General features: G+C 41.2%; 24 protein-coding genes. 9 read left to right on the plus strand and 15 right to left on the minus strand.

Features of this window, described 5'->3' with window-relative positions; genetic code table 11:
- Together VB620_RS19225 and VB620_RS19230 are read right to left on the minus strand one after the other, a co-directional pair.
- A partial coding sequence (locus VB620_RS19225; protein ID WP_323197760.1) for a DUF262 domain-containing protein occupies window positions 1-973 on the minus strand: 973 nt, incomplete at its 3' end.
- 247 nt (window positions 974-1,220) lie between these two features.
- Window positions 1,221-1,505, minus strand: coding sequence for a DUF427 domain-containing protein (locus tag VB620_RS19230; protein ID WP_323197761.1), 285 nt, complete (start codon window positions 1,503-1,505; stop codon window positions 1,221-1,223).
- Between the two features lie 205 nt (window positions 1,506-1,710).
- Between VB620_RS19230 and VB620_RS19235 the strand changes: the two genes are divergently transcribed.
- Window positions 1,711-2,196, plus strand: coding sequence for a COG3650 family protein (locus VB620_RS19235; protein WP_323197762.1), 486 nt, complete (start codon window positions 1,711-1,713; stop codon window positions 2,194-2,196).
- Window positions 2,197-2,204: 8 nt separating this feature from the next.
- Here the strand turns inward: VB620_RS19235 and VB620_RS19240 are convergent, their stop codons facing one another.
- From VB620_RS19240 to VB620_RS19250, 3 genes are all read right to left on the minus strand, one after another.
- Window positions 2,205-2,912 carry a metallophosphoesterase family protein gene (locus VB620_RS19240; protein WP_323197790.1) on the minus strand — a complete coding sequence of 236 codons (708 nt, stop codon included), beginning with the start codon at window positions 2,910-2,912 and terminating at the stop codon, window positions 2,205-2,207.
- An 89-nt stretch (window positions 2,913-3,001) separates the two neighbouring features.
- Entirely contained in the window at window positions 3,002-3,811 is an 810-nt protein-coding gene (locus tag VB620_RS19245; RefSeq protein ID WP_323197763.1) for a metallophosphoesterase family protein, read from the minus strand.
- Window positions 3,808-4,584: a CobW C-terminal domain-containing protein gene (locus VB620_RS19250; protein ID WP_323197764.1), complete on the minus strand. Its 777-nt coding sequence runs from the start codon at window positions 4,582-4,584 to the stop codon at window positions 3,808-3,810. The genes VB620_RS19245 and VB620_RS19250 overlap by 4 nt, the downstream gene beginning before the upstream one ends.
- A 107-nt stretch (window positions 4,585-4,691) precedes the next feature.
- Here VB620_RS19250 and VB620_RS19255 point away from each other — a divergent pair, with 107 nt between their 5' ends.
- The 3 genes from VB620_RS19255 to VB620_RS19265 are packed head-to-tail and all read left to right on the plus strand — an operon-like array spanning window position 4,692 to window position 6,818.
- On the plus strand, window positions 4,692-5,231 hold the full coding sequence (locus VB620_RS19255) for a Uma2 family endonuclease (protein WP_323197765.1): 540 nt from the start codon (window positions 4,692-4,694) through the stop codon (window positions 5,229-5,231).
- A 48-nt stretch (window positions 5,232-5,279) separates the two neighbouring features.
- Window positions 5,280-6,116, plus strand: a complete 837-nt coding sequence (gene dapB, locus VB620_RS19260) for a 4-hydroxy-tetrahydrodipicolinate reductase (protein ID WP_323197766.1) — start codon at window positions 5,280-5,282, stop codon at window positions 6,114-6,116.
- An 18-nt stretch (window positions 6,117-6,134) separates the two neighbouring features.
- A complete protein-coding gene (locus VB620_RS19265; protein ID WP_323197767.1) occupies window positions 6,135-6,818 on the plus strand; it encodes a phosphate ABC transporter permease in 684 nt (227 codons plus the stop codon).
- 101 nt (window positions 6,819-6,919) lie between these two features.
- Here VB620_RS19265 and VB620_RS19270 read toward each other — a convergent pair whose 3' ends face one another.
- From VB620_RS19270 to VB620_RS19290, 5 genes are all read right to left on the minus strand, one after another.
- The gene (locus VB620_RS19270; protein ID WP_323197768.1) at window positions 6,920-7,546 is read right to left on the minus strand and encodes a precorrin-8X methylmutase; all 627 of its coding nucleotides are present in this window, start codon (window positions 7,544-7,546) and stop codon (window positions 6,920-6,922) included.
- A gap of 92 nt (window positions 7,547-7,638) precedes the next feature.
- Window positions 7,639-8,448: a TPM domain-containing protein gene (locus tag VB620_RS19275; RefSeq protein ID WP_323197769.1), complete on the minus strand. Its 810-nt coding sequence runs from the start codon at window positions 8,446-8,448 to the stop codon at window positions 7,639-7,641.
- 281 nt (window positions 8,449-8,729) lie between these two features.
- A complete protein-coding gene (locus VB620_RS19280; protein WP_323197770.1) occupies window positions 8,730-9,170 on the minus strand; it encodes a hypothetical protein in 441 nt (146 codons plus the stop codon).
- A gap of 20 nt (window positions 9,171-9,190) precedes the next feature.
- Window positions 9,191-9,532 (minus strand): YtxH domain-containing protein, encoded by a 342-nt coding sequence (locus VB620_RS19285; protein ID WP_323197771.1) that lies wholly within the window; start codon window positions 9,530-9,532, stop codon window positions 9,191-9,193.
- Window positions 9,533-9,645: 113 nt separating this feature from the next.
- Complete coding sequence (locus tag VB620_RS19290; protein ID WP_323197772.1) at window positions 9,646-9,981, minus strand: hypothetical protein; 336 nt, start codon at window positions 9,979-9,981, stop codon at window positions 9,646-9,648.
- Window positions 9,982-10,178: 197 nt separating this feature from the next.
- Between VB620_RS19290 and dpdE the strand changes: the two genes are divergently transcribed.
- Both dpdE and VB620_RS19300 read left to right on the plus strand, forming a co-directional pair.
- On the plus strand, window positions 10,179-13,469 hold the full coding sequence (gene dpdE / locus VB620_RS19295; RefSeq protein WP_323197773.1) for a protein DpdE: 3,291 nt from the start codon (window positions 10,179-10,181) through the stop codon (window positions 13,467-13,469).
- Between the two features lie 498 nt (window positions 13,470-13,967).
- Window positions 13,968-14,180: a hypothetical protein gene (locus VB620_RS19300; RefSeq protein ID WP_323197774.1), complete on the plus strand. Its 213-nt coding sequence runs from the start codon at window positions 13,968-13,970 to the stop codon at window positions 14,178-14,180.
- A gap of 44 nt (window positions 14,181-14,224) precedes the next feature.
- Here the strand turns inward: VB620_RS19300 and ribD are convergent, their stop codons facing one another.
- The 4 genes from ribD to VB620_RS19320 form a co-directional block, all read right to left on the minus strand.
- The gene (ribD, locus tag VB620_RS19305; RefSeq protein WP_323197775.1) at window positions 14,225-15,487 is read right to left on the minus strand and encodes a bifunctional diaminohydroxyphosphoribosylaminopyrimidine deaminase/5-amino-6-(5-phosphoribosylamino)uracil reductase RibD; all 1,263 of its coding nucleotides are present in this window, start codon (window positions 15,485-15,487) and stop codon (window positions 14,225-14,227) included.
- A gap of 163 nt (window positions 15,488-15,650) precedes the next feature.
- A complete protein-coding gene (gene mreD / locus VB620_RS19310; RefSeq protein ID WP_323197776.1) occupies window positions 15,651-16,250 on the minus strand; it encodes a rod shape-determining protein MreD in 600 nt (199 codons plus the stop codon).
- A gap of 18 nt (window positions 16,251-16,268) precedes the next feature.
- A complete protein-coding gene (gene mreC, locus VB620_RS19315) occupies window positions 16,269-17,066 on the minus strand; it encodes a rod shape-determining protein MreC (protein WP_323197777.1) in 798 nt (265 codons plus the stop codon).
- A 94-nt stretch (window positions 17,067-17,160) separates the two neighbouring features.
- Entirely contained in the window at window positions 17,161-18,171 is a 1,011-nt protein-coding gene (locus VB620_RS19320; protein ID WP_323197791.1) for a rod shape-determining protein, read from the minus strand.
- Window positions 18,172-18,538: 367 nt separating this feature from the next.
- On the opposite strand from VB620_RS19320, the gene VB620_RS19325 reads away from it, so the two are divergent.
- Window positions 18,539-18,901 carry a single-stranded DNA-binding protein gene (locus tag VB620_RS19325; protein WP_323197778.1) on the plus strand — a complete coding sequence of 121 codons (363 nt, stop codon included), beginning with the start codon at window positions 18,539-18,541 and terminating at the stop codon, window positions 18,899-18,901.
- Between the two features lie 24 nt (window positions 18,902-18,925).
- On the opposite strand, the gene VB620_RS19330 is transcribed toward VB620_RS19325, so the two are convergent.
- Window positions 18,926-19,672: an SIMPL domain-containing protein gene (locus VB620_RS19330; protein ID WP_323197779.1), complete on the minus strand. Its 747-nt coding sequence runs from the start codon at window positions 19,670-19,672 to the stop codon at window positions 18,926-18,928.
- Between the two features lie 722 nt (window positions 19,673-20,394).
- Here VB620_RS19330 and VB620_RS19335 point away from each other — a divergent pair.
- Both VB620_RS19335 and VB620_RS19340 read left to right on the plus strand, forming a co-directional pair.
- Window positions 20,395-21,882: a cation:proton antiporter gene (locus tag VB620_RS19335; protein ID WP_323197780.1), complete on the plus strand. Its 1,488-nt coding sequence runs from the start codon at window positions 20,395-20,397 to the stop codon at window positions 21,880-21,882.
- A gap of 614 nt (window positions 21,883-22,496) precedes the next feature.
- The gene (locus VB620_RS19340) at window positions 22,497-24,407 is read left to right on the plus strand and encodes an N-acetylmuramoyl-L-alanine amidase (protein ID WP_323197781.1); all 1,911 of its coding nucleotides are present in this window, start codon (window positions 22,497-22,499) and stop codon (window positions 24,405-24,407) included.
- Window positions 24,408-24,625: the final 218 nt, after the last annotated feature.

Consider the following 24,625-nt stretch of genomic DNA (forward strand, 5'->3'; position numbering starts at 1 on the left):
CTTCTAAACTTAGCCTGCTAAAATTTACAGACCAAACCTCAAATAAAGATTTATTAAGTGGAAACTTTCTTTTAGTTTTATTAGACAGCTTGCGAAAAGCATTCTTATTAAAAATATCAAATGCTGCAATCATTGCTTTTTTAAAATCTGCTTCTATTTTTTTTATTTCTTCCTGAGAAAGACTATTGATTTTAGATAAAGCTTTACTAAGGAAAGATTCTCTAGTTTCATATTGATATTCTTGATAAGAAATTAGATAAAAAGCGAGGAAGCCTACAACAAATTCCCTATCATCCATTCTTTTTTTCTTCTCTTCGCTAAGAGGAACAATTTTTTTGAACTCTGGGTAAGAAGCTAGATTAGCCAACATTTTTGTAGCTTGTCCAGGGTTCAAAGCATGGCGTAGTTCTTGATTAGAAAGAGGTACACCTCCCGTATTGATTCGTTTAAAAATATTATACTTTACTTCTAAAGGTGTACCTTTTTCAATTAAATATACTGTAACTTGAGTTTCTAAAATGCGCCGTTGATATCTTCGCTCTAATTCATCATAGGTTTTATTAATAAGTTCTTTTAAGTATTCTAATCCAACTAATTTAAGTCTCTTGTCACTCTTATCAATCATAAATTGTTTGAGAGCAGACAATCTCTGTAATCCATCTACCACTACCCATTCATCTTCATTAGTAGCATCAATATAAAAAGCAGGTAATGGAATTCTAATCAAAATAGATTCAATTAATTTACTTTTCGCTTCTGGAGTCCATATATTTGCTTGTCGTTGAAAATCAGGTGCTAAATCAAGCGCTTCTTCGTCAATTCTTCTGAGTAATTGCTCAATAGTTGGCTCCCTTGTAACAATATTTATTTTTTCAGGATCATACTGGAAAGTAACTTTTTCTTCTGCTTCTTCATCATTATCTTCTTCATCTAAAATTTCCTCTTGAGATAATTCTAATTCGTAGTTATTCATATTTGTCACAACAATTACGCCTTTATTGAACACTTATTTATTCATTTGTTATATTTTGTATTACTATATCAACAAATTCGCACCATAAAAGTAACCCAAAAACCGTAAGTTCTTTATTTTATGGCACAATGATAGCTAGTGCAAAATTAACCAATAGCCAAATATATAGTATCTAATATCCTTCAAATACCATATATTTGGCTAAACTCTCTCTTTAATCAGACCTGAGAAAACACAGAACTAAAAACTAAGCCTCAACTTTTACACCTTTCCAAAAAGCCACATAACCTTCAATATTTTTAGCCTTCTCCTTAGCACTAGGATAGTACCAAGCAGCATCCTGGTTAGTTTGTCCATTAACTTCAATGCTGTAGTAGCTGGCGAGACCCTTCCAAGGACAACTAGTATGGGTGTTACTTTCTTGGAAATATTCCTTTTTAATAGCGTCTGCTGGGAAATAATGATTACCTTCTACCACAACAGTGTTATCACTTTCGGCTAAAACAGTACCATTCCAAATCGCTTTCGGCATAACTCACCCTGTCAATCAAGTTTACACTTAACATTTTGACACTCATACCAACTCTTTGTGAGGACTGACAGCATATTTTCTTTGAGTAAACTCTGTGACCTCTGCGCCTCTGCGGTTAGTTTTTCCCTGACTGATTGCGAAATTCAACCTGACGACTTAAGTAACGATACGTAAACTGAATGAGTTGTTATACATTTTTCAAACCATGAAAACCTTAATTCTTTGCACTCTTCTATTAGGAATAACTAGTTGCGTACCAGCCAACAGCACCAATAATGATAATAATCCCGTGATTTCTAGTAATGATACTACCGAGAATCAAGGCAACAGCACCAATAATGACAATAATCCTGTGATTTCTAGTAATGATACTACCGAGAGTCAAGAATTTCGGGCTTTTGGGACTGAACCCTTTTGGAGTATCAATGTCAGCCAAACTGAAATTGTCTATTCTTCATTAGGAAGCAACGAAAACCAAACTTTCCCTTATGTGAAACCATTAGCTGCTGATGGACGAAACCCAGATACAGTAAGAGTGTATAAATTGGGAGACAAAGAACAGAGTTTGTTGATTATCAGAAAAGTTGATAACTGTAGCGATGGAATGTCAGATAACCTGTATCCTTATTCAGCGCTGTTTATCAAAGGGGATATGGTTTTGGAAGGTTGTGCTAGAGAGGGAGAGGAATAAAGTCATGACTACAAACTATAAGGGACAGTTTTAAACTCTACATGATTAGTCTCTGGATGATAGAGAGTATAAGTTGCTTCCCCTGGCTTTCGCCCGACATTTCCCACCCCGATGACCTGACGCGCTGAGATTTGCACAGTTTCGGGAGATGCTGAACTATCTAAGGTTGTGACTCCGGTAGTAATTGACCCTGCTTGTAGTTGATATTGAAAAGCCAACCCAGAACGACCACAAAATAAGTTATTGGCTTGCATTCTTGATAAGCGGTCTAGCATTTGAATTGCGGGTGTGTCTGGGGTGAGTTCTTCGTCAATGCTGACTGTTGTACCGTGTATTAATAAAGAATCCAGTTCAAAAAAACCAAAGTCTAGGGTCATTAACCATTGTGCTATGGGACGGGAGACGCATTCCCACAGGATTTTAACTGTTTCTCCGCCATATTTGGCTATTAATTCTGTGGGTTCACCATTTCCTCCTAGTCCGTGGAGAATAAAACATTGTTCTTCCCACCAACCTTTACAAATCAGTGGTTCTAGTTCTCCAGGTTGGGGGTTGAGGACTCGTTTGATTAACTCTTCGGTTTCTGGTCTGGGACCAACTAAATCGCCTAAAATATACAAAGCGTCTATGTGATTCTGACGTTTAATATCTTCCACCACAGCTTCATAAGCCGCTAAGTTACCTTCAATTCCGCTTAAAATTGCCCAATTATTCATTTTTTTAGTCATTAGTCATTAGCCCTTCGGCTACGCTCAGGGTAAATCATTGGTCATTGGGAAATAACAATCTTTCCGGTCATTCGCCATTACCGAGTACAAACGTGGGTGGGGTCATCAGCCCTTTCTGCAAATTCTAAGCCTTGGGCTAAACGCCATGCAAAAATTTTGGGTAAACCTTTTTCAATGATGGCTGCACAGGTTTTCTGATAGTTGTAAGGTACTTCCCTCAAATTTACTTCTTGCCTATCTGTGTCGTAAATTACATAAGTGGCATTGGGTCGCCCATGCCGGGGTTCGCCGACAGAACCGACGTTAACAATCCGCTTTAGGGAGGCTGTAAAGCTCTTTTCTTCTACTGCTTCCTGACTTTGGACACGAATTTCTAAATTACCTGTGTCTAAATCACGTACATAAGGTACATGGGTATGTCCACAAAAAAGCACATCTGCATCTGTGGAAAGTACGCGCTCTAGGGCGGCGAAGGCATCCAGTTCTGGTAGTAAGTATTCGTGGTTGCTGTGGGGGCTACCATGAACGAAGGCTAAATTTTCTGATCGTAAACTGTGGGGTAATTGGGCGAAAAATTCCCGGTGTTCTGGATGTATTTCTTTATCTGTCCACTCGTGAGCAATTTTTCCGCGTTTCTCGGCTAATAAGGAGGGATAACTACAATCACAGGCGTTTAAGCCTTCTACTATGTCTTCATCCCAACAACCCATACAGGTAGGAATATCTAAAGCGCGGATTTTTGTGACTACTTCATTGGGATGTGGTCCATATCCGACTAAATCGCCTAAGCAAAAGATTTTATCAGCTTTTTGGTGGTCTATATCTAATAAGACGGCATCTAATGCTTCATAATTGCCATGAATACATGACATAACTGCTATTTTCACTGTATACTTTCCTCTGTAAGAATTTGTTTTACTTGTTCTTGGTATTGTGCGATCGCACTATCTGACAAATAGCAGTCTTGTAATGTTTGTTTAATAGCAGACTCATCTAAGTTTTCTCCCCAGACTTCTAAACCACTAAAACGCTGGGGTCTACCTTCTAAATGGCGCGGTAAGTCTAATTCTAAAAAATCTGTTGTGGGTACACTGGCGACAACATCGGCGTATAGCGCCCTACCATCAGCAACATCAAAAATTCCTTTAGCCCGGCTTACTGTACCATAAGCACCATGAGATAGTTCATACCAAAACTCGTTTAAACTATCTTCGTCGATAACTTGACCGGTGGTGGGCGATCGCCAAATCTGATTTTGGGTAATACTGGTTTCAATATCCAGCCCTTTGACAATTTTCTCAGCCCAGGTGTGATATTCCGAATCTTTCAGATGTGACGGTAAAACTGCAACAGACTGATATGGGACATTTCCGACAATTTGCTCAATTGATCCTAATTCCAAGTAAAATCCTAGTTCTATATAAATATTCTCAGCCCCTGCTAGCTGGTTAAGAAATTCTACTTCTTCCCCATCACTAAAAACCTTCACCTCTGGAAACTCCGCACTCAGGCGTATCTGGTCAATGGGGACATTACCAGTTCCAGGACTAAAATAAATCACAGTTTCCGCGTCAGCAGTATTACGTAGCTGTTGACAAATCCAATTAGTTTTGCCACAACCAGCCGGGCCAGCAACAACGGTAATCATCGGTATATTCATAATTAAATGATAATCATTTTCATGGCACTTGTAACTATGAATCAATCTAAAATCTAAAATTGAGTAACACAAATGCCAAGATAGATTTAGATATTTCAGGAGGTCTTATGTCTCTCACTGTCAAAGACTTAGAGAAAATCCAAGCAGCTCATCCTGACTATCGCATGGAATTGGTAGACGGGAACGTAGTTGTTATGAGTCCATCAGGTTACGAATCGGAAGAAGTAGGAACTGAATTTGCAGCGCTGCTGAGGAATTGGGTAAGACCACGCCAACTAGGACGTGTAACTGGTTCCAGTGCTGGCTTTAGATTACCTAACAAAGATTTACGCGCTCCCGATGTATCATTTATCCGAGCAGATAGGCTCAAACGTTCTACAGAAGATTATGCCGAATTGCTACCCGATTTAATAGTAGAGGTGAAGTCTAAGACAGATTCTTTAGATAAACTCCGGGAAAAAATCCAAGAATTTATCAGCCTGGGGACTAAAATCGGCATTTTAATTGACCCTAGAAGCAGAACTATGGAAGTTTACCGTTCTAGTGAGAAAATAGTATTACAAAATGGAGATATCCTGACTTTGCCAGATTTACTCCCCGGTTGGGAAGTGAACATTGCCGAAATTTGGTCGCCAGTCTTCGAGTAGTGTTACCCGCAGCCGAAACTACGAATTACGAATTACGAATTACGAATTATGACGAATCAAGCTCCTATCCCAGTTATTGTTAACGGTGCGGCCGGTAAAATGGGTCGTGAAGTCATTAAAGCCGTGGCGCAGTCCCCAGATTTAAACTTAGTGGCTGCAATTGACACCAGTCCAGAACATCAAGACCAAGACGCTGGAGAATTAGCAGGTTTAAGCGAACCTTTAGAAGTGCCAATTACCAACCAATTTGAAGCCATGCTGGGTTATGTAGCTGGTGATAGACAGTCACCTCCAGGGGTAATGGTAGACTTTACCCACCCTGATGGAGTTTATGATAATGTGCGGAGTGCGATCGCCTACGGAATTCGTCCAGTAGTCGGTACAACCGGCTTAAGTCCAGAACAACTAAAAGATTTAGCAGACTTTGCGGAAAAAGCTAGTACCGGTTGTCTAATTATTCCTAACTTTTCCATTGGGATGGTACTGTTACAACAAGCCGCAGTCACAGCTTCTCAATATTTCGACCATGTAGAAATTATTGAACTCCACCACAATCAAAAAGCCGACGCACCCAGTGGGACTGCAATTCAGACCGCACAATTACTAGGAGAACTTGGTAAACCTTTTAACACTGCTATTGTCGAAGAGACTGAAAAAATCCCAGGAGCCAGAGGCAGTTTAGCAGAAGAAGGCATTAGAATCCATAGTATACGGCTGCCGGGACTGATAGCCCATCAAGAAGTGATTTTTGGCGCACCTGGTCAAATTTATACATTAAGACATGATACCAGCGATCGCTCCTGTTATATGCCAGGAGTACTGCTAGCAATTCGCAAAGTATCGCAGCTCAAGTCATTAGTGTATGGATTAGAAAAAATACTTTAACTGGCAAACTCAGCGCTTATGTTAGTCCCACTGACTCGGAAAAAATTTGAACAACTAATTCCCTTCATTGCCACTGGCGCACAATACCAGTACTACGCCGGGAAATTTTCAAATTTTTTGCAGCGAGTATTAATTTCTGTAATAGCCATAGCCATTATTCTCTTAGGGGAAGTCATCTTAAAGTTAGAATTTGGCCCCATTACATTTTTAACTGGAGTCATGGGTGCTTTTTTCTGGCTCTGGTATCCCGTATTTCAGGCGAGTATACGCAATGTCAAGTGCCGGCGTTATAAATACAGTGGCTTTTTTCGCGGTCGAATTTTAGATTGGTGGATTACAGACAAATTAATGGGCAAACAAGAAACCGTTAATAACAAAGGTGAATTAGTAATTGTTGAAAATCGGGAAAAACGAATTAACCTAGAAATCGGTGATAATACAGGATTTACCATAGAGTTACAAGCACCATTACGTAATTCCTACAAAGTTATTGTCCGTGGTCAAATTGCCGAAATGATTGTCATGTCCAACCGTTCTGACTTAAGCAGGATTGAAGAATTTACTGATGTCTACATTCCCAGTCATGACCTGTGGGTAAACGACTATCCTTATCTGCGAAGAGACTTTTTTAATGAAGTCAGTCGCCGCTTACGTAAAAAACAACCAGCAAAATCAAACCGCCGTCGCCAGAGAATGGAATAAGCATAACAGTCCCCCCACCTGACTTGATTGAAGGTGGGGACTTTTCAGATTATTCACCCAATGAACCTTTCTGTTGGCTATTTCTACCGTTGATTAAATCTTTAATTTTTTATTCTCTCCTTTCCATAGGCTTGCCAAGCCAAATCTACCAATCCATCAACAATAGCAGATGCTACAACGGCATTACCTTTGCGACTCTCAATAATGATGTGAGGAATCAGAGAGTCTTGCAAACGCTCTTTAGTTTCATCCCCATTCACAAATGTGACTGGAGTAGCAATTATTAAAGCAGGCTGAATTTCTTCAGATGCAATTAAATCTACCAACGCAGTTAGAGCTGTTTGAGATTGACCAACTACAAAAATTCCCTCTGGGTAACGCTTGGCTAAAGTTTCAATTCCCCAAGCAGCACGGGATTTTTCTTTTTGTGGGCGTGTTAAAGCCTCCATACTGCAATAAACGGGATTAGCAAAAGTATTTTGAATATCCTGGGCAATACCCACTTGTACCATCGGGACATCTACCACAATTGTAGTACGTGCTGCCAAAGCTGCTGCACCAGCTTGTAAAGCACGCTCAGAAAAGTGAATCAGAGATGTATATTCAAAATCCGCCGTGGCATAGATCACTCGCCTAACAATTTCATACTCTGAGGGTGAAAAAACATGATTACCTATTTCACTATCAATGATTGCTAAACTTTCAGCATCAGTTACGTGCCATTCCATTGCCATTCAGCTCTGAGATACCAGCTTTTAGCTTATCAGTTTCAGGAACCCTCGGTGCTGAGTATTTTAATTTTCACTCAGCACTGAGAAACTTAAGACTCAGCATTAGAAGAGGAACGAGTCAAAAGAGGAGACAAGTAAGCCACTAAAGCACCAATCAGAAAACCAGAGATATTGCGAACTAGAGGCAACCAGTCATGAGTACGGGTCACTACGGGGCCAATGCCAAAAGCAATAAACAAAATTCCCCATAAAGGTGAAAAAATCAAAGCCCATTGCCAAGCAATAATCTGTCCTTCTTTTTGGGGATGAGCTGCAAATCCACAAATTATTCCCCCCACAACTGAAGTAATCAGTGTGAGTATCCATTGTTCTTGAGGTAAACCAGGAACCACCGAGCAACCACCTTGAAGCAAACAGCCCTTAACTGAATTTAAAGCTTGTAAAATGGCTTGGTCTTCACCTTCGTCTCGCACAAAATACAAATTTCCGAAGCGGGTTTGTAATTCTATCCAAAAAGTCCGGGGTAGGAGTTCATAAACGGCATCCCCGACGCTAAAGCTGAGAATATTACCGCCACGAGAATCAGCAACTAGCAAAATACTTTTATCATCTAAACCCCAATAATTAATCACTGCTCGACCTGGGGTACGGTCATACTGGGTTAATACTCGCAGTTTCCAGCCAGTTTCACCTTCAAATTGCTCTAAATCACTCACCAGTTCTGCTTCTTGGATATCTGTGAGAGATTTAGCTAAATCTATAACTGGAGTTTGAAAGTTGGGTAATAAGTCAGGATTATCATAAGCCAGAGCGGGGCGGGAATCCATGATCCACATTGACCCAGCCAAAAAAAATACCGCAATAAATACCAGTGTTCTTCGCCAAAAACAAGACTGCATGGACGTTCTTATATAAATATAGACAGTAGAAGTGAACAAGTTGTTTTAAAAGAGTATGGGAAAATTGATACTTCTTTACACTTGTTTACTTTACTCTAATCTAAGAGATTTAAGCAAAGGTTAGTCATTAGTCATTAGTCATTAGTCATTAGTCATTAGTCATTAGTCATTAGTCATTAGTCATTGGTCATTAGTCATTGGGAAAGTACAACTTTTCTCCACACTCCCCACACTCCCCACACTCCCCACACTCCCCACACTCCCCACACCCCCTGCCTCTTCTACTCCCTTCTTAATTTCTCTTTCTCGTACAGTTGTGGTTTTTCAATTGGTAGGCGTTCAACGCGCCTGGTGGGTTTGGAGCGTGAAAAAGATTTCCAAGCAGTTTTCACACCTACAATTAGGCTGCGAGTGCTGATTTGCACATTTTTAGCTTGTTTTCTGGCACTATCTAGGCTTTGGTCAACTTGCTTAACCACTTGACTGGCGCTTTGTACACCTTCACTGACATCATCGGTTAAATCTGTGATTTCCATTCCAGTTTGACGGATGGAAATTAAGGTAGGTGGTAACTCCCGTGAGAGAGTGTCAAATAGCTTTTCTGCACTGCGAGCAGCACGAGCTAACTCCTGCAAAGCGGGTATAGCCGCTACCAAAACAGCAGTGAGGCTGGTAGCGACTAAGAGTAAAGACATTCCCAACCAAAACAGGGGATCAATCACGGTTATGTCATCTATAAACTTTACAATTGTGGGGAAATCGTATCTGAGTCTGTTTGAGCTTGTTGCTGCTTTAAGTTTTGGCTTTCGCGTTGACTAGCATCTACACCAGCTGCGATCGCATCTTGCAGTTTCTCTAAGGTATCATCCCAATTTCTCAGTGCGCTGGTAGAAAGGCGATCTGCCTGAATTTGTACACTTGTTGATAAATCTTCTGCTAAGTCGGGGATAGCATTGGCAGATTTTTGTAAAATTTTCCGGGTTTCGCGCCCTGTACGCGGAGCTACAAGCAAACTAGTTAAAGCACCAATAGTAGCTCCCAGCATGAAACCGCCAACAAATAGTCCAGAACGGTTATTAGACATCTAATTATTTCTCTCCTTACACCCATTTTAGGTGTGATTTTTACCCTGATAAGATTAAAATGACTCGATTTAATTAATCTATCGTGACTAGATGTGAGTCGGAAATGTTGCTTTTATTTGGAGACTGTGTTTGTTGTGGATGTCAACTCTATCTTGCCGAAAGAGCGACCCCAGAACCGCTTTCCTAACAATAGCAGACTGATAATTTGACGTACTTGTTGGACTTGTACTTGTAGCTTTTGATTTCGTTGGCGCAAACTATAAATCTTTTGCTGGGCAATATCAATATTTTCAGGTGCTTGATAGAGGAACTCATGAGTATTCCGTTCATAGGCGTTGAGTTTATCAGCTATATACCCGATCCACTGCTTTAGTTTCCACACTCGCCAAGCTATGTAGAGCAGTACCAGTGAAATGAGAGTGTTAATGACAACAACTGTCGTTACCATTATGTATTTTCAGGGAATTATTTGCGATCGCTGTGATTTTGTTCTGACTTAATCATAGCCAAAGCACCTGTTGAAACATCCTCTGACTACCTTACCCCTTATTCAAGTTGCCAGATTCCGTTTATCAAGCTAGTGTGGAGAGCTGCTATTGCTCTTGGCGTAGTAATTTCTCTTAAGATATTCAAATAACTCGAAGTATGATTGAGCTTGGTTCGCTGGTGCAGTCCCAGAAAAACTATTTGGGAATAGGAAAAGTTACTGAGATATCTCAGCCTGATGTGATAGTTGAGTATTTCTGCTCAGGAGGGCAACGCCTCGAAAAAACTTTACCTTTAGATTCCCTGTCTCCAGTTCGGCTTCAGCCCCAAACTCGTTGCTATATTAGCTCACCAAACCAGGATACATGGTTAATTGGGCGAATTTGTACCTGGGATGAAGATGCAGAAATGTATCAAATTGATCTACCTGACAAGAAGACGACAATTGCCACCGAACAGGAAATTTATGTCCGTTGTCATATCCCGATCACCGATCCGATTGAAACTCTGGCTATGAAGGGTCACGAAACACCCTATTTTCATGATAAGAGGTTAACTTTTATTAAGTCATTGATTCAGCAACGGGCTGTTAGTCACGGAATTAGAGGGCTGATTTCGGCGAATATTGAACTTTATCCCCACCAAGTGGAAGTTGTTCGTCGGGTGCTGGAAGACCCGATTCAACGCTATTTACTAGCAGATGAGGTGGGACTGGGAAAAACTATTGAAGCGGGTGCAATTCTCCGTCAATTCCTCTTAGATGAACCAAAAAAAGGTGCGGTGGTACTGGTTCCTCAATATTTACTTTCACAATGGCGGACTGAATTAGAAAATAAATTTTATATCTCTCATTTTGGCAAACGGGTGGTAGTGCTGGCGGTTGAAGATATTCATAAAATTAACCAGAAAGCGAATATTGGCTGCTTAATTGTGGATGAAGCCCATCATGTGGCTGCAATGGCTACTTCTAGGGATGCAGCAGTGCGTCAGCGTTTTGAGTCTTGTAAAATTCTGGCTCATAAATGCGATCGCTTGTTGTTATTATCTGCTACTCCCGTACTTAACCACGAGCAGAATTTCCTCGCCATGTTACATCTGCTCGACCCCATAACCTATAAGTTGCATGATTTGGCAGGTTTCCGCGCCAAGGTGCAAAATTGCCAGGAAATTGGCAGATTTCTCCTGTCTTTTGCCGAAGATACCGTGAAAACTCACCTCCCAGAATTGCGAAATCTGTTTGCTGAGGATGAGTATTTGATGAATCAGGCGGACAATTTAGAAAATTGTTTAACAGCCAAATCTGCCGAAAAATCGGAAATTATCTCAGCTATTCGCACCCACATTAGCGAAACCTATCGACTACATCGGCGAATGCTGCGTAACCGTCGCGCTGCGGTGGAAGATGTGATCTTTGATCGAGACGTGACACCGAAAGAAGAATATGATTTAGATGAGCGATCGCTTGATATTCATGAACTCATGGAGAAATGGCGTACTCTCGCCCCTCAAGAACAGCCCTATCAGCAAATTTTTCTGTTATTCTTCCTCGCTTCTGGTAGTTGGTTAGGAATTTTAGAACAGGTAATTACTGCGCGTCTCACAGGTAAAACCCAATCTCAACTCATCCCAGAGTTCAAAGAAAATGATCTTCGCATCTTAACTACTACTCCTAAATTCCCAGAGGAAACAGAAATTTTGCAATCCTGTTTGCAAATTCTGCGTCAATCTGTAGAAGAGGGAGAACGCACAGAAAATTTAAATACAGTTCTACTGAATCAACTAGCTACGTACTTCAAAATTTCCCCAAGTATTCGCAGAAATAAGCCAGAATTAATTACCAGAATACAGCATAGAATCCGCCGCCCCATGCCTGGTGATACTCTGCCGAAAATTGTGGTATTTACCAGTTTTGGACAATCTTGTAAAGCAATTGTACAACGTTTATCTCAGAGTTTTGGTGCAGAAGCGATCGCCAGCCATCAATTTGCAGAAGCCAGAGACAAAGTTGCGGAAAATCTCACCAGATTTCAAAATGACCTCAAATGCTTTATCTTAGTATGCGATCGCTCTGGTCAAGAAGGATTTAACCTACAATTTGCCGACTGTTTCATTCACTTTGACCTACCTTGGTCACCTAATCAATTAGAGCAAAGAATCGGCAGATTTGACCGCATCGGCAGCAAAATCGGAGTTCAATCCTATGCATTAATTGGCCCCTACTTAGAAGATAGTCCACACAATGCTTGGTATCAATTACTCAAAAATGGTTTTGGAATCTTTGAGAAATCCATTGCTAGTCTACAATTTTATGTAGATGAGAAACTAGCAGAATTAGAAACAGCTTTGTTTCAAGGAAGTGCTGCGGGATTATTAGCAATGATTGCACCAATTCAACAACAAATCACCGCCGAAACCTTGAAAATTAGCGAGCAAACTGCCCTTGATGAAATTGATATTCTCGACGAAAATACCAGTCAATATTTTCAAGCCCTCGATGACTATGACGCTTGTCATGTAGAAATGAAACAAGCGACTGAAGGTTGGATGTGCGACGCGCTGGGATTTAAGACAGTTAATAATCCCAACTCAGCCGAAATTAAACGTTATCAACCAACAACGCGCACTTTAGTATCTCTAGATGAGTTAAAAACTCACTTTGCTAATAATAATACCGACCAATTTGGTACGTACAATCGTCGAATAGCCAACCAAAATTCCGGTGTTAAACTATTTCGCATTGGCGAGGGATTGATAGAATCACTTGTCAGCCATATAAATTGGGATGATAGAGGTAAAGCTTTCGCTCTATGGCGCACCGATGAATCGTGGGATGCGACGAAAGGTCAGGAATGGTTTGGTTTCCGCTTCAATTATGTAGTAGAAACCAATTTAGAAGCTGTCAAGCAAGTTTTGACAACCTACAAACTAGATAATTCTCAGAACTATACCTTAAAGCGGCGTGTTGATGCTCTGTTTCCACCAGTTTTAGAAACTATCTTTATTGATGGTCGCAATGATTCCATGAGTTTAGTTGAAGATGAATTACTCTTGAAAATCCTGCAAAGACCTTATAAGGATAGGAACAGTGATAAATCCAAAGATTATAATCTCGCAAAGGAACGCTTAGGAATTATTGATGCTTTTGTTGTTGCTAGCAATTGGAAAAATTTCTGTCATCAGGCGCGGAATAGTTCTAGTGAATTACTCCTGAAGCATCCTAAATTTATCGCATTGCAAAAACAATCTGCTCAATTAGCCGCAGAGAAATTGAATAAAAAAGTAGAGCAATTAAACCTACGTCTAAATCGGCAAAAAGATGATTCTGTACTCGCCCAAGAATTACAAATAGAAACTGCATTGAATGCAGCTATTTTAGAAGGGATTCATCAGCCGCAGATTCGACTTGATTCTGTAGGTTTCATCATTGTATCTGGGCAGAATCCTCTGTAAAGATTCCCCTTTTACTATGTTCAACCAATCAAATGTAGCAGATGTAGAGTCACTAGTGACTTCTCTATTGGACTTACGCAAGAACTCTCTCAAACCCTCTTTACTTCGTGTCCTTTGTGTCCTTTGTGGTTCGTTTTTTCATGATTTTGCGTAAGTCCTACTCTATTTGAATTGTAAAAATTACTCCACTTTCCTACCCCGGTCTACAACCGGGTTTCTTATTTTTTGCTCCCAGTGCAAGGGATAGACGCTGAATGTCGAAGTGCTGTTTCTTGCTAGTAATAAATATTAATTACAATTGCTCTACTGAAAATAGTTCTTAAGTAAATTTTTGTTAATTCATAAATATAGTGTCTCAATAATTAATCTTCATAAAGTTATAAATCCCACTATTAAGTTTTTTATAATAGTTGTCTCAGGTTGTATATCTGAACGTAATTTGCCACATAAATTGTGTAATCTAAAAATAGCTAAGTTAATGATTAACTAGAGGTCTTAATGACTCCTAAAATTCTGCGTCAGCTTTGGTCTGTAGTTGAAAATTCTCAAACCAAGATCCTCTTGCAGATGGATGATGCTAGCTTGGTACAATGGCTAGTCAAACAAACTACAAAGCAAGCATTATTAGATCCCAAAGAAACTGATTACCTCAGTGACTACATTCAATCCCGGCTCACCCTCATCCGCGATCTTGCTTATGAGCGCCAGTAATTAAGCCCACAGACAATACACCACGATTGGCTATGGACTATTAATTATGATTTTTTTTGTGGTAAATAACCTTCAACTAGGCAATCAGAACCTACCACACGCCAGCGAACCCGTTCTAAGTTCAGGGCTTCGGTCATGATATTCAAACCTAAATCACCTACAGGTGTAGGAGCATGACTACCACCAATAATTTTAGGAGCAATAAAAGCCAGAATTTTCTGGACTGCACCTTGAGCGATCGCACTGGCGGCCAAAGTCCCACCGCACTCCCATAAGACGCTACAAAAACCGCGATCGTATAAATTGGTCATGACCAATTCTGGTGTCAGAGATGTTAATTCTACTACCTCAACTCCCTGTTGGCGGAGGAAATTTTGGAAATCAGGAGAACTTCCCTTCTCTGTCAACACCAAAGTAGGAGCCTCCTCAGTTTCCCACAGCCGGGCATCTTCAGGCAAATTTAGCTGACGACTCATCACCACCCGCAGGGGATTATGCGCTCCTACCTGATGACTGGTTAAGTAAGGATTATCTTTTCGGACTGTATTACCACCGACAATAATGGCATCACATCCTGCCCGTAGTTGATGAACTTCATTCCGGGCATCTTGGTTTGTCACCCAAGCACTGTGACCAGAGGAGGTAGCAATTTTACCATCTAAAGTCATGGCATATTTTAAAATTCCCAAAGGTCGTTTATGGAGAATGCGATGAATAAAAGCTTCATTTAGCTGATAACAGGCTTCCGCTTCTACTCCTACCACTACCTCTACACCAGCAGCACGTAAACGAGCAATACCTCCACCACCGACTAAGGGATTGGGGTCAACCATACCTACGACGACTTTAGCCACACCAGCTGCAATTAACGCTTCCGAACAAGGGGGAGTGCGTCCGTGGTGATTACAAGGTTCCAGATTAACGTAGACTGTAGCACCATGAGCGTGATTTTCTTCAGTTGATTCCGCCCCTACACCTGCGGCTTTCAAGGCAAAAACTTCTGCATGAGGCTGACCTGCACAGGGATGGAAACCTTCCCCGACAATCTTGCCATCTTGGACAACCACCGCCCCTACTAGGGGATTTGGGGAAGTGCGTCCCAAAGCTTGGCGTGCCAGTGTCAAACACCGTTGCATCATCACCCGGTCAACATCACTTTCTGGTGAGTTAGATTCCACTGGCGATCGCGCCAGCGCTGTTTGTTGGATACCCTCCTGGCTGTTGTCAGTTCGTAATATCAGTTCATTTTCCTGAGTCTCATTGGTGAGAGAGATATCTGCTGGAGTAACCACTGGGAAATTATCCATAATTTTGGGCGGTACTTTCAATATTTTGCACCCTAGCTGCTTTTATCTTAAACATTGACATCTTCTGCCGCTAACCTTCCTGTTTCACAGGAAAATTCAAAGCGGTATCAAAATTGCTTACAGTTATCCAAAATCACCAAAAACTGAGGCGTGACTACTGTTTTCACAACTTACACTTCTGCCACCAAATATTTAAGGGATAATAAACCACAGGACCCCAAAGACTACTGAGAATAGCAGAAGCTAGCGTGCCGCGTTGATAATATGCCCAAATATCTTCCACATTGCGATTTCCCATCCAACTTAATTGCAATCCAAAGATAGTTTCTGACACAATCGCCATCACAAACACAATTAAAGCAATAGAAATAAAGTCTTCTTGGATAAAACGCTGCTTTTGTAGCAAAGCCGTCAAACACCCCACAAAACCTAGAGTCATAGCATGGGTAGGTTCAGGTGATGTCATAGCATCTTGAAGTAGTCCCAAAACGACACCAGCAAATATTCCTTCCCAAACCGAACGCTTCACACTCCAAGCCACCACCCAAATTAACAACCAATTAGGCCCAATTCCCAATAATTCCATTCCGAAAAAGCGGGTGGGTAACATAAGTACGCAAAACAGCACAGATCCAAATATCACTGCCCAATTCATCAGTTTACGTGTCACCGGGTCCCAGTAAAAAATAGGCATTAACTGGAATAATCTTTGCTGTGGCGCTCTAGCCTTGTTAGGCGTACCTTTCCATAAAGGCAGTTTCATAAAAATCTCATGACAATTTTAGTTGACTAATTCTGAGTTGGTAGATTCTAACTCATCAGTAATGGGAGCGAACGGATATATAGCTACCCAATCTAATGATAGTATCGGCGGTAAAAGCTCCACTTTTGCCAGTGATGCTGGAGACTGTTTAAAATTCAAAGATTTAATTCGTCCCACTGGCACACCGGCCGGAAACTTCTGACTATAGGTAGATGTAGAGATTAAATCTCCTACTTTGACATCAGGGATTTTTTCATAAAATTCCAGCACAGCTTCCGCCGAAGAATCTCCCCGTAAAATCCCCTTAGCGGAACTGCGGTTAATTGTTACACCCACTTGATTTTTTAGGTCACTAATTAACAACACACGGCTGGTATTAGGAGTAACACTTTCAACTAAACCTACCAAGCCACCATCAGCCTGGACAATAAAACCTGCTTTAACCCCTTGCTTCGAGCCACGATTGAGAATAACCTGTTGCCACCAATGGTCAGCACTCCGCCCCACTACCCTCGCTATAATTGGATCTGATGAAAGTGCGGCTTTCTCAACGTAACCTAATAAATTTTCTAAGTTTTGATTTTCACTTTCTAAATCAGCTATACGTGTTTGTAACTCCCAGAACCGAGAATCATTCAAACGCTCTTCTGGACTAGGGCCTGTCTGTAACATTTGGAATGGACGGCTAACTAATTGGTACATTTCCAGCAGTAAATGACCCTGAGTTTGTCTCAACATCCACGCACCACTCAGTAATACCGTGAGGACTCCAAGTTGCAGTAATTTACTATTCCACCAACGACGTACACTAACCATCTATACCTAAGTTTATAAATTTAAAAAACATTATGTTTTATTGACATGAAACCAAAATTTCATGGGCATAAAAGCCAATATCTGCTCTTTCTGACTAAATATTGCTATAAGGTCCAATTAAAGCCCGTTCTAGCTGCTCAAAGTTTTCTAATACACGACCTATTCCTAGTACAACGCAACAGAGGGGGTCAGCCGCAATATGGGTAATAATACCTGTTTCATGGCTTATGAGGGTATCTATGCCTCTCAGCAAAGCACCACCACCAGCGATCATGATTCCTCTATCAATAATATCTGAAGCTAATTCTGGAGGTGTGCGTTCTAGTGTCCGTTTCACAGCTTCTATGATTACTCCTAGGGGTTCCAACATACAGTCACGAATTTCTTCTCCTCTGAGTGTGACGGTTCTTGGTAAACCAGAAAGCAAGTGTATACCTCGGACTTCCATCATCGGGTCATCCTGATCCTGAGTAGGATAAGCTGAACCAATGCGAATCTTGATATCTTCAGCAGTCCACTCTCCAATCACTAAGTTATAAGCTTTTCTCAAATAGATAATGATGGATTCTGTTAATTCATCACCGGCGACGCGTACTGATTCACTAATGACAGTACCTTTAAAACTGAGTACGGCAACTTCTGTTGTGCCGCCACCAATATCTACAATCATATTGCCTGTAGCCTCTGCCACAGGTAGCCCAGCGCCGATTGCTGCTGCCATTGGCTCATCAATTAAATATACTTCTCTGGCTCCAGCTTCGATAGCTGCATCTGACACAGCCCTTCTTTCTAGCTTTGTCACACCACTAGGAATACCAATGATAATTCGCGGTGTAATTAGTGACTTACCGCCGTTGACAATTTCGATAAACCGTCTCAACATCAGCTGGACTGTTTCGACATCAGCGATTACGCCGTCATGTAATGGACGGACTGCAATCACATTTTTCGGTGTACGTCCAAGCATTTTTTTGGCTTCTTCCCCCACTGCTAAGGCTTGGTCATATTTGTTTTGATCAATAGCCACTACAGAAGGTTCTTGAAGTACAATTCCTTTACCAGATACATACACTAAAGTGTTGGCGGTACCGAGGTCGATACCGATATCCCATGATGAGCGAAAGTTCCTAAAAAGCCCCACGCGTCTCTAAATCCCCTATTTGCGATAATTGTTGGCTAAAAACTGTTAAAATTAATATTGCTGGACTTTATGATGTTTTAGACCTGGAATCCAGCAAGTCAGCTATTGTCTGAGAAGTTTTAGCCATCCTGACTAGGTGTTAGTTGTCTATGTTGTTGATATTCTCTAGCTAATTCAATATATCCGTAGACTTTTGCCATTTTTCCTGGTCATTTATCTCATTTTGATACCCAGATTTACTGTTAAGTTTTTAACATATTTTCAAATAGCTTCACAATTAGATATGATAAAAAACTATATATATCAGTAATTTTGTACTATAAGCAAATCCATGAGCATTAACATTGTCACACTTGTTGGTCGTGTCGGCGGCGATCCAGATATTAAATATTTCGAGTCTGGTGCGGTTAAGTGTAGATTAACACTAGCAGTTAATCGGCGATCGCGTGAAGGCGAACATACAGACTGGTTCAATTTAGAACTGTGGGGAAAAACAGCAGAGGTAGCGGGTAATTATATTCGCAAGGGTAAGCAAATTGCTGTCAAAGGTTCCTTAAAGTTTGATACCTGGAGCGATCGCCAAACAGGAGCGAACCGTTCTAGTCCAGTCATTCAAGTAGAACAATTAGACTTGTTAGGTTCCAAGCGCGATACAGAAGCGGGTATGGCAGATATGTCCTCAGAACACTTTTAATTAACCATTAATCATTGCCAATAACTAATAACTAATTTGCAACGTTACCGATGCTTCTACATTCTGTTCACCACCAATCACAGGTGTGGAAGCGTCAGCGCTAGATAACTTAGCCACCTCACCTCGCTGTAACATTGGTGGTGGAGGCGCACTTGCACCATTGATTTGAATACTTACTACTTCCTGAGCTTGGAAACCTAGAGTACTCAAAACAGCATTAGCTTGTTGTTGAGCATCTTGAGTAGCTTTTGTGAGTGCTTGTTTTTGAGCAGAGGCGATCGCTTGATCCGTAGCAGTAAAACTCACACCATTAATTCCCGTTGCACCCGCTTTCACAGCTTCATCTAAAAGCACACCAACATTTTCCGTAGCCATACGGAAGCTTACAGTATTATTAGCAGCATATCCAGTAATTCGTTGCACATTATCGGTGTAACTATAAACTGGATTGAGGCGGATACCAGTAGTTTCTAACTTCTCCACATTTCGGCTTTTCAGTAAACTCACTACAGCTGATGACCGACGAGCCGCCTCTGCTTGTACTGACTGTGCCGTTTTATCCTGAACCTCCACAGACAAACTCACTTGAGAGAGAGTGGTAGGAATTGTTTCCACACCGCGACCGCTAACTGTCAGAGTTCGCAACATTTGATCTTTTTCTTGAGCTAACCCAGGCTGCATAAAAATTATACATACCAACAAAACTAAGAGCAAGATTTTCCCCAAGTTACCAGAGCGCCACCGAAAACCAGATAAAAACTCTCTAAGCATAAAATTTGTACTCCTGTAAAAAGATTCTCCAGATGCTTTAAAGAAAAGTTATGTAGTAATTTACAAACTATCAACAAGCATCTCTATAACTATGATGAACTCAACACTCAGAATGTTGCATTGATTATTTATTCTGAGTTTGGCACTGCCTTAGTTACAAGTAGTGACGGTTACATTTTTGGAAACTAAAAAAACTAATTAAAACTTGTGGATATTCTTTCATGGCATACTGGCTCATGAAAACTGAACAAAAAAATATTCATACTTTAATTTAGAGCAGGATGGTAGTACAGTTTGGAATAGAGTCAATAATACCCCAGTACTTCAACGTATATAGAATATGCTGATTAGCGACTAAGCTTTGGTTTATCATCGCGGCAAAGAATGACAAATTATCGGTATAGCAGAAGTGGTCAGCCCGCCTGATGCTGATCCAACATTAAACAATCCTCAATTACGTAGTTGTAGGTATCAAGATGCTCAGAAGAGTCTCTGCATCCCTACAACTAATCCAAATCAAACACAATCGAGATTTCCAGTTGCAGCGCCTTTCTAGACTGTCTGTTGTCCCGGTATGAGAATTTTACTCGCAACAGCTGATTTCATTGACTGACACCACAAAATAATTGAGGAGATATTTTGCACTTATGTTGCTTCCCATAAAGTAGTAAAACTAAAGAGAAGGATTCTCCCTGCACACATTAGGATTTTTGCACAACATAATGCAGTTTTTAGATGCAATCAACGTATATTTTCCCCTGCTGGCTAGTACCACAGAAACCGCAGATAGTTCAATGGTGATCGGCGCAGTCCTACTGAGTTTAGTGGTAATTTATCTAGCCAGTAAAGTTGGTGGGGAATTATCCAACCGAGTAGGTTTACCGCCTGTCTTAGGAGAACTCTTAGGAGGTGTGGTTGTGGGCATCTCTGTGTTGCATCTGTTGGTGTTTCCAGAAGGTGGCACAGACAGTTCTAACTCTTTAATCATGACCTTTCTCCAAATGACTGCGGGTTTAACTCCTGAAGCTACTCCAGCAGTATTTGCAGCCCAATCAGAAGTCATTTCCGTCTTATCAGAACTGGGTGTGATCATTCTGCTATTTGAAATTGGTTTGGAATCCAACTTAAAAGACTTAATATCAGTTGGGACTCAAGCTGCCATAGTCGCAGTAGTCGGGGTAGTAGTACCTTTTACAGCTGGGACTCTGGGACTGATGACTTTGTTTGGTGTGAGTGCAGTACCTGCAATCTTTGCTGGGGCGGCTTTGACTGCTACCAGTATTGGTATTACTTCCAAGGTATTGTCAGAATTGGGAAAACTCAGTTCCAAAGAAGGGCAGATTATTCTTGGTGCTGCTGTCATGGACGATGTATTAGGTATTATCGTGCTAGCGGTAGTTGCCAGCCTCGCCAAAGATGGCGCAGTAGATGTAAGCAATGTTATCTACCTAATTATCAGCGCCAGTGGTTTTCTCATCGGTTCCGTCGTACTAGGTAACATTTTCAACAAAGCATTTGTGGCGATCGCCGATCAACTAAAAACACGTGGCGAACTAGTAATCCCAGCCCTCATTTTTGCCTTTGCGATGGCATACTTTGCCTCTGTAATTCAGTTAGAAGCAATTTTAGGAGCATTTGCGGCAGGTTTAGTCTTAGAAGAAACCGATAAACGCAAAGAATTACAAAAGCAAGTTGTACCTATTGCCGATATGCTAGTGCCAATTTTCTTTGTTACTGTTGGAGCAAAAACCGACTTGGGAGTTTTGAACCCAGCCATCCCCAGCAATCGAGAAGGTTTAATTATCGCAATTTTCCTGATCGCAGTGGCTATTATTGGTAAAGTGATTACAGGTTTTAGTGTCTTTGGTCAACCCGAAATTAACCGTTTAGCAATTGGAGTGGGGATGGTTCCTCGTGGTGAAGTAGGTTTGGTTTTTGCGGGTGTCGGTGCTGCCAGTGGTGTTCTTTCTAAATCGCTGGGAGCGGCAATTATCATGATGGTTATCACTACCACGTTTTTAGCTCCCCCACTATTACGGTTTGTATTTCCCGAATCAGACAATTTGGTAACAGACTCAGACAAGCTGATTTTAGAAAATGCTACTGGGACACCTTTGAACCTGGAAAACCCTCAATCGGTCTCTACCGTAAATGATAGTAATAACCACGACGATAACCCAGATTCTGGGGATAATTCATCAAAAACCTAACTAATTGGACGGACAAGAGACTGGGGTATAAAGTCTATGTTTTAGGAAGATATGTTCCTGATATCAAATACCCAATTTTCCACCCCCAGTCTCTGGAAACATAATCCCTAAGTCTCCGTCATTGGAGATTATCAATTGTACTTTTTGTCTCACTACTACTAGCATTTAAAATGTTATGTTTCGCCAATCTTAACCTGCTTGATAATGTTAATTTAGCTATTTGGCAACAATCAGCTATCAGTGACTGCAAATTTTATCACATCAATTAAAAGTAGTTGAAAATTTTTACTCAAAACATTGATTGTCAGCTATTACAAAACTCATACACAATCAAAAGGCCATGTCAAGTATCACGAACAATAATTGATTAATTATAGTTAATTATCGTGATAATCTGATTGCATCTAGAATACTTTGCAGGCATGAATATTATATCCTGATAGGATGGCAAAGTTAGAGGGAATACTAGTAATTTGAGCCATTAATTGTGTCTTTATAGCAGCAAAAAAGTCACGAAAGTATCAAACAGAAAGATTAGGTTGTAACAGTGTGACGATTAGCCCAAATGTTGAAATATTGATGGCTTCCATGAACGCGAATCAGGAGAAAGGATTGTGAAATTACACTGGTTACTACCCAGTACTGTAGGAACTATCGTCTTACTATCGTCGCCGGCTGTAGCAGCAAAACTGGAATCTTGGCGTTTTGATGCTAATCAAAATCGGCTAGAAATTGAGACGAATACCCCTGTTCAACCCCAAGCACAACTGATATTCAACCCGACGCGCCTGGTAATTGATTTACCCAGCACGTCATTAGGACAGCCACAGTCGACACAACGGGTAGGTGGTGCTGTTAATGTTGTCCGTGTGGGGCAGTTTGATCCTAAAACAACCCGCCTAGTTGTTGAACTCAGTCCTGGCTATACTCTAGACCCGCAACAGGTACAATTTGAAAACGTCAGTGCCAGTCGCTGGCAGGTTAAATTGCCAAGCCTAACACCAGAGCTTAGGGCTGAAAGTAACCCCAGACCACCTGAATCTCCTGCGAGAAATATCTACAATGTGGTTACCCTAGATTCTGATTCTGCTTCAAAACCAGAGTTCTCTAATCAAATTGCTAGCGCCACATCAGGAAAAACTCAAATTCAGAGGTTACAGGTCACAGGGGATGGGTTGTTTCTGAAGACTAATGGCGGTAATCCTCAAGTTAAAATTAATCGCAGCCGCGATCGCAATACCATTTTTATGGATATCGCCGACGCGAGTTTGTCTCCCAGTTTAACCCAGGGAAATAATCAAGTTAATAGACATGGTATTAGTCGGGTCGAATTCACAACCTTAAATACCCAACCACCTGCTGTCCGCATGACCTTGCGAGTAGACAAAAATAGCCCAGACTGGCAGGCAACTAATAGTAGCGCTGGTGGTTTGGTGGTATTACCCTCTCGTGTGGTCAGATTACCAGGCAATGTTACTGCTAACAACTCGCAGAATAATCAGCCCTTACCACCCACCCAAACCACTAATATAGCCGTAGCCAATAATTCCCCAGGAACAATCCAGGCTGTGGAATTGGCTAATAATGATACCCAATTACTGATTAGATCCGATAGCAAACTCAATGCTACTGGTGGCTGGGATAGATCCTCTGGTTTGTTCCGAATCACTATTCCCAATGCTAAGTTAGCCAGCAACGTTAGAGGCCCAAATTTTGGTCCCAATAGTCCTATTCTGCGGGTACGTTTGCAACCACAAAACAATTCTGTGGTGATCTTGGTGCAACCAGCTACGGGAGTGCAAATAGGAGAAATAAACCAAGTTAGCAACCAGCTTTTGGCTTTACAATTACAAGGCTCTCGTCAAACTAATATTTCACCGCCGGTTGCTTTACCACCTCTACCAGCACCAACCCAAGCACAATTACCAAGTCCCACTGCTCCCCCACAACCTGCACCACGTCCTGCACCACGTCCTGCACCCAAAACCAGCGCCATCGTGATGATTGACCCCGGACACGGTGGTAGAGACCCTGGGGCAATTGGTATTGGTGGACTGCGTGAAACGAATGTAGTTTTGCCCATTAGCAAAAAGGTAGCAGAGATTTTGCAACAAAATGGCGTGCAAGCAGTATTAACCCGTGATTCCGACTATTTTGTCAGCCTACAAGGACGGGTGGATTTGGCGGAACGAGCTAAGGCTGATGTATTTGTCAGTATCCATGCTAATGCCATCAGTATGAGTCGTCCGGATGTCAATGGTTTGGAAACATATTATTTCCAGAGTGGTCAGGGTTTAGCTCGCTCGATTCATAGCAACATTGTTAAAAATGTGACTGTCAAAGATAGGAATGTCCGGCAAGCGAGATTTTACGTCCTTAGAAAAAGCTCTATGCCCTCAGTTCTCGTAGAAGTAGGTTTTGTCACAGGGGCGCAGGATGCAGCTAAACTTAAAACCACAGCTTACCAAAATCAAATGGCAGATGCGATCGCTCGTGGTATTCTTCAGCATCTAAAACAAAGATAAGTCAAGAACTCAATAGTAATATCCCGTCTCGTTGAATTTAATTTTTTAGCTGTTAGCCCCACGCCCATAATTTTTCATTTGGCGTGGGATAGCATTAGCTTTAGTTTTAAGGAAGTTCTGATCTGTGAAAGCCGCAGGTCAGAATTTTATTTTTAAATTGCAAGTTTAGAGGTTACGAATTCCGAATTTTCTGCTACATTTTGTATTTTATATCCAAA

The sequence above is a fragment of the Nodularia harveyana UHCC-0300 genome (assembly GCF_034931085.1).
GTDB classification, from domain to species: Bacteria; Cyanobacteriota; Cyanobacteriia; order Cyanobacteriales; family Nostocaceae; genus Nodularia; species Nodularia harveyana.

What these genes read in the sequence shown, in the direction of transcription:
- VB620_RS19230 (WP_323197761.1), bottom strand. Translation starts at nt 1,505, where the DNA reads ATGCCGAAAGCGATTTGGAATGGTACTGTTTTAGCCGAAAGTGATAAC.
- VB620_RS19235 (WP_323197762.1), top strand. Translation starts at nt 1,711, where the DNA reads ATGAAAACCTTAATTCTTTGCACTCTTCTATTAGGAATAACTAGTTGC.
- VB620_RS19240 (WP_323197790.1), bottom strand. Translation starts at nt 2,912, where the DNA reads ATGAATAATTGGGCAATTTTAAGCGGAATTGAAGGTAACTTAGCGGCT.
- VB620_RS19250 (WP_323197764.1), bottom strand. Translation starts at nt 4,584, where the DNA reads ATGAATATACCGATGATTACCGTTGTTGCTGGCCCGGCTGGTTGTGGC.
- VB620_RS19255 (WP_323197765.1), top strand. Translation starts at nt 4,692, where the DNA reads ATGTCTCTCACTGTCAAAGACTTAGAGAAAATCCAAGCAGCTCATCCT.
- dapB (WP_323197766.1), top strand. Translation starts at nt 5,280, where the DNA reads ATGACGAATCAAGCTCCTATCCCAGTTATTGTTAACGGTGCGGCCGGT.
- VB620_RS19265 (WP_323197767.1), top strand. Translation starts at nt 6,135, where the DNA reads ATGTTAGTCCCACTGACTCGGAAAAAATTTGAACAACTAATTCCCTTC.
- VB620_RS19270 (WP_323197768.1), bottom strand. Translation starts at nt 7,546, where the DNA reads ATGGAATGGCACGTAACTGATGCTGAAAGTTTAGCAATCATTGATAGT.
- VB620_RS19275 (WP_323197769.1), bottom strand. Translation starts at nt 8,448, where the DNA reads ATGCAGTCTTGTTTTTGGCGAAGAACACTGGTATTTATTGCGGTATTT.
- VB620_RS19285 (WP_323197771.1), bottom strand. Translation starts at nt 9,532, where the DNA reads ATGTCTAATAACCGTTCTGGACTATTTGTTGGCGGTTTCATGCTGGGA.
- VB620_RS19290 (WP_323197772.1), bottom strand. Translation starts at nt 9,981, where the DNA reads ATGGTAACGACAGTTGTTGTCATTAACACTCTCATTTCACTGGTACTG.
- dpdE (WP_323197773.1), top strand. Translation starts at nt 10,179, where the DNA reads ATGATTGAGCTTGGTTCGCTGGTGCAGTCCCAGAAAAACTATTTGGGA.
- VB620_RS19300 (WP_323197774.1), top strand. Translation starts at nt 13,968, where the DNA reads ATGACTCCTAAAATTCTGCGTCAGCTTTGGTCTGTAGTTGAAAATTCT.
- ribD (WP_323197775.1), bottom strand. Translation starts at nt 15,487, where the DNA reads ATGGATAATTTCCCAGTGGTTACTCCAGCAGATATCTCTCTCACCAAT.
- mreD (WP_323197776.1), bottom strand. Translation starts at nt 16,250, where the DNA reads ATGAAACTGCCTTTATGGAAAGGTACGCCTAACAAGGCTAGAGCGCCA.
- mreC (WP_323197777.1), bottom strand. Translation starts at nt 17,066, where the DNA reads ATGGTTAGTGTACGTCGTTGGTGGAATAGTAAATTACTGCAACTTGGA.
- VB620_RS19325 (WP_323197778.1), top strand. Translation starts at nt 18,539, where the DNA reads ATGAGCATTAACATTGTCACACTTGTTGGTCGTGTCGGCGGCGATCCA.
- VB620_RS19330 (WP_323197779.1), bottom strand. Translation starts at nt 19,672, where the DNA reads ATGCTTAGAGAGTTTTTATCTGGTTTTCGGTGGCGCTCTGGTAACTTG.
- VB620_RS19335 (WP_323197780.1), top strand. Translation starts at nt 20,395, where the DNA reads ATGCAGTTTTTAGATGCAATCAACGTATATTTTCCCCTGCTGGCTAGT.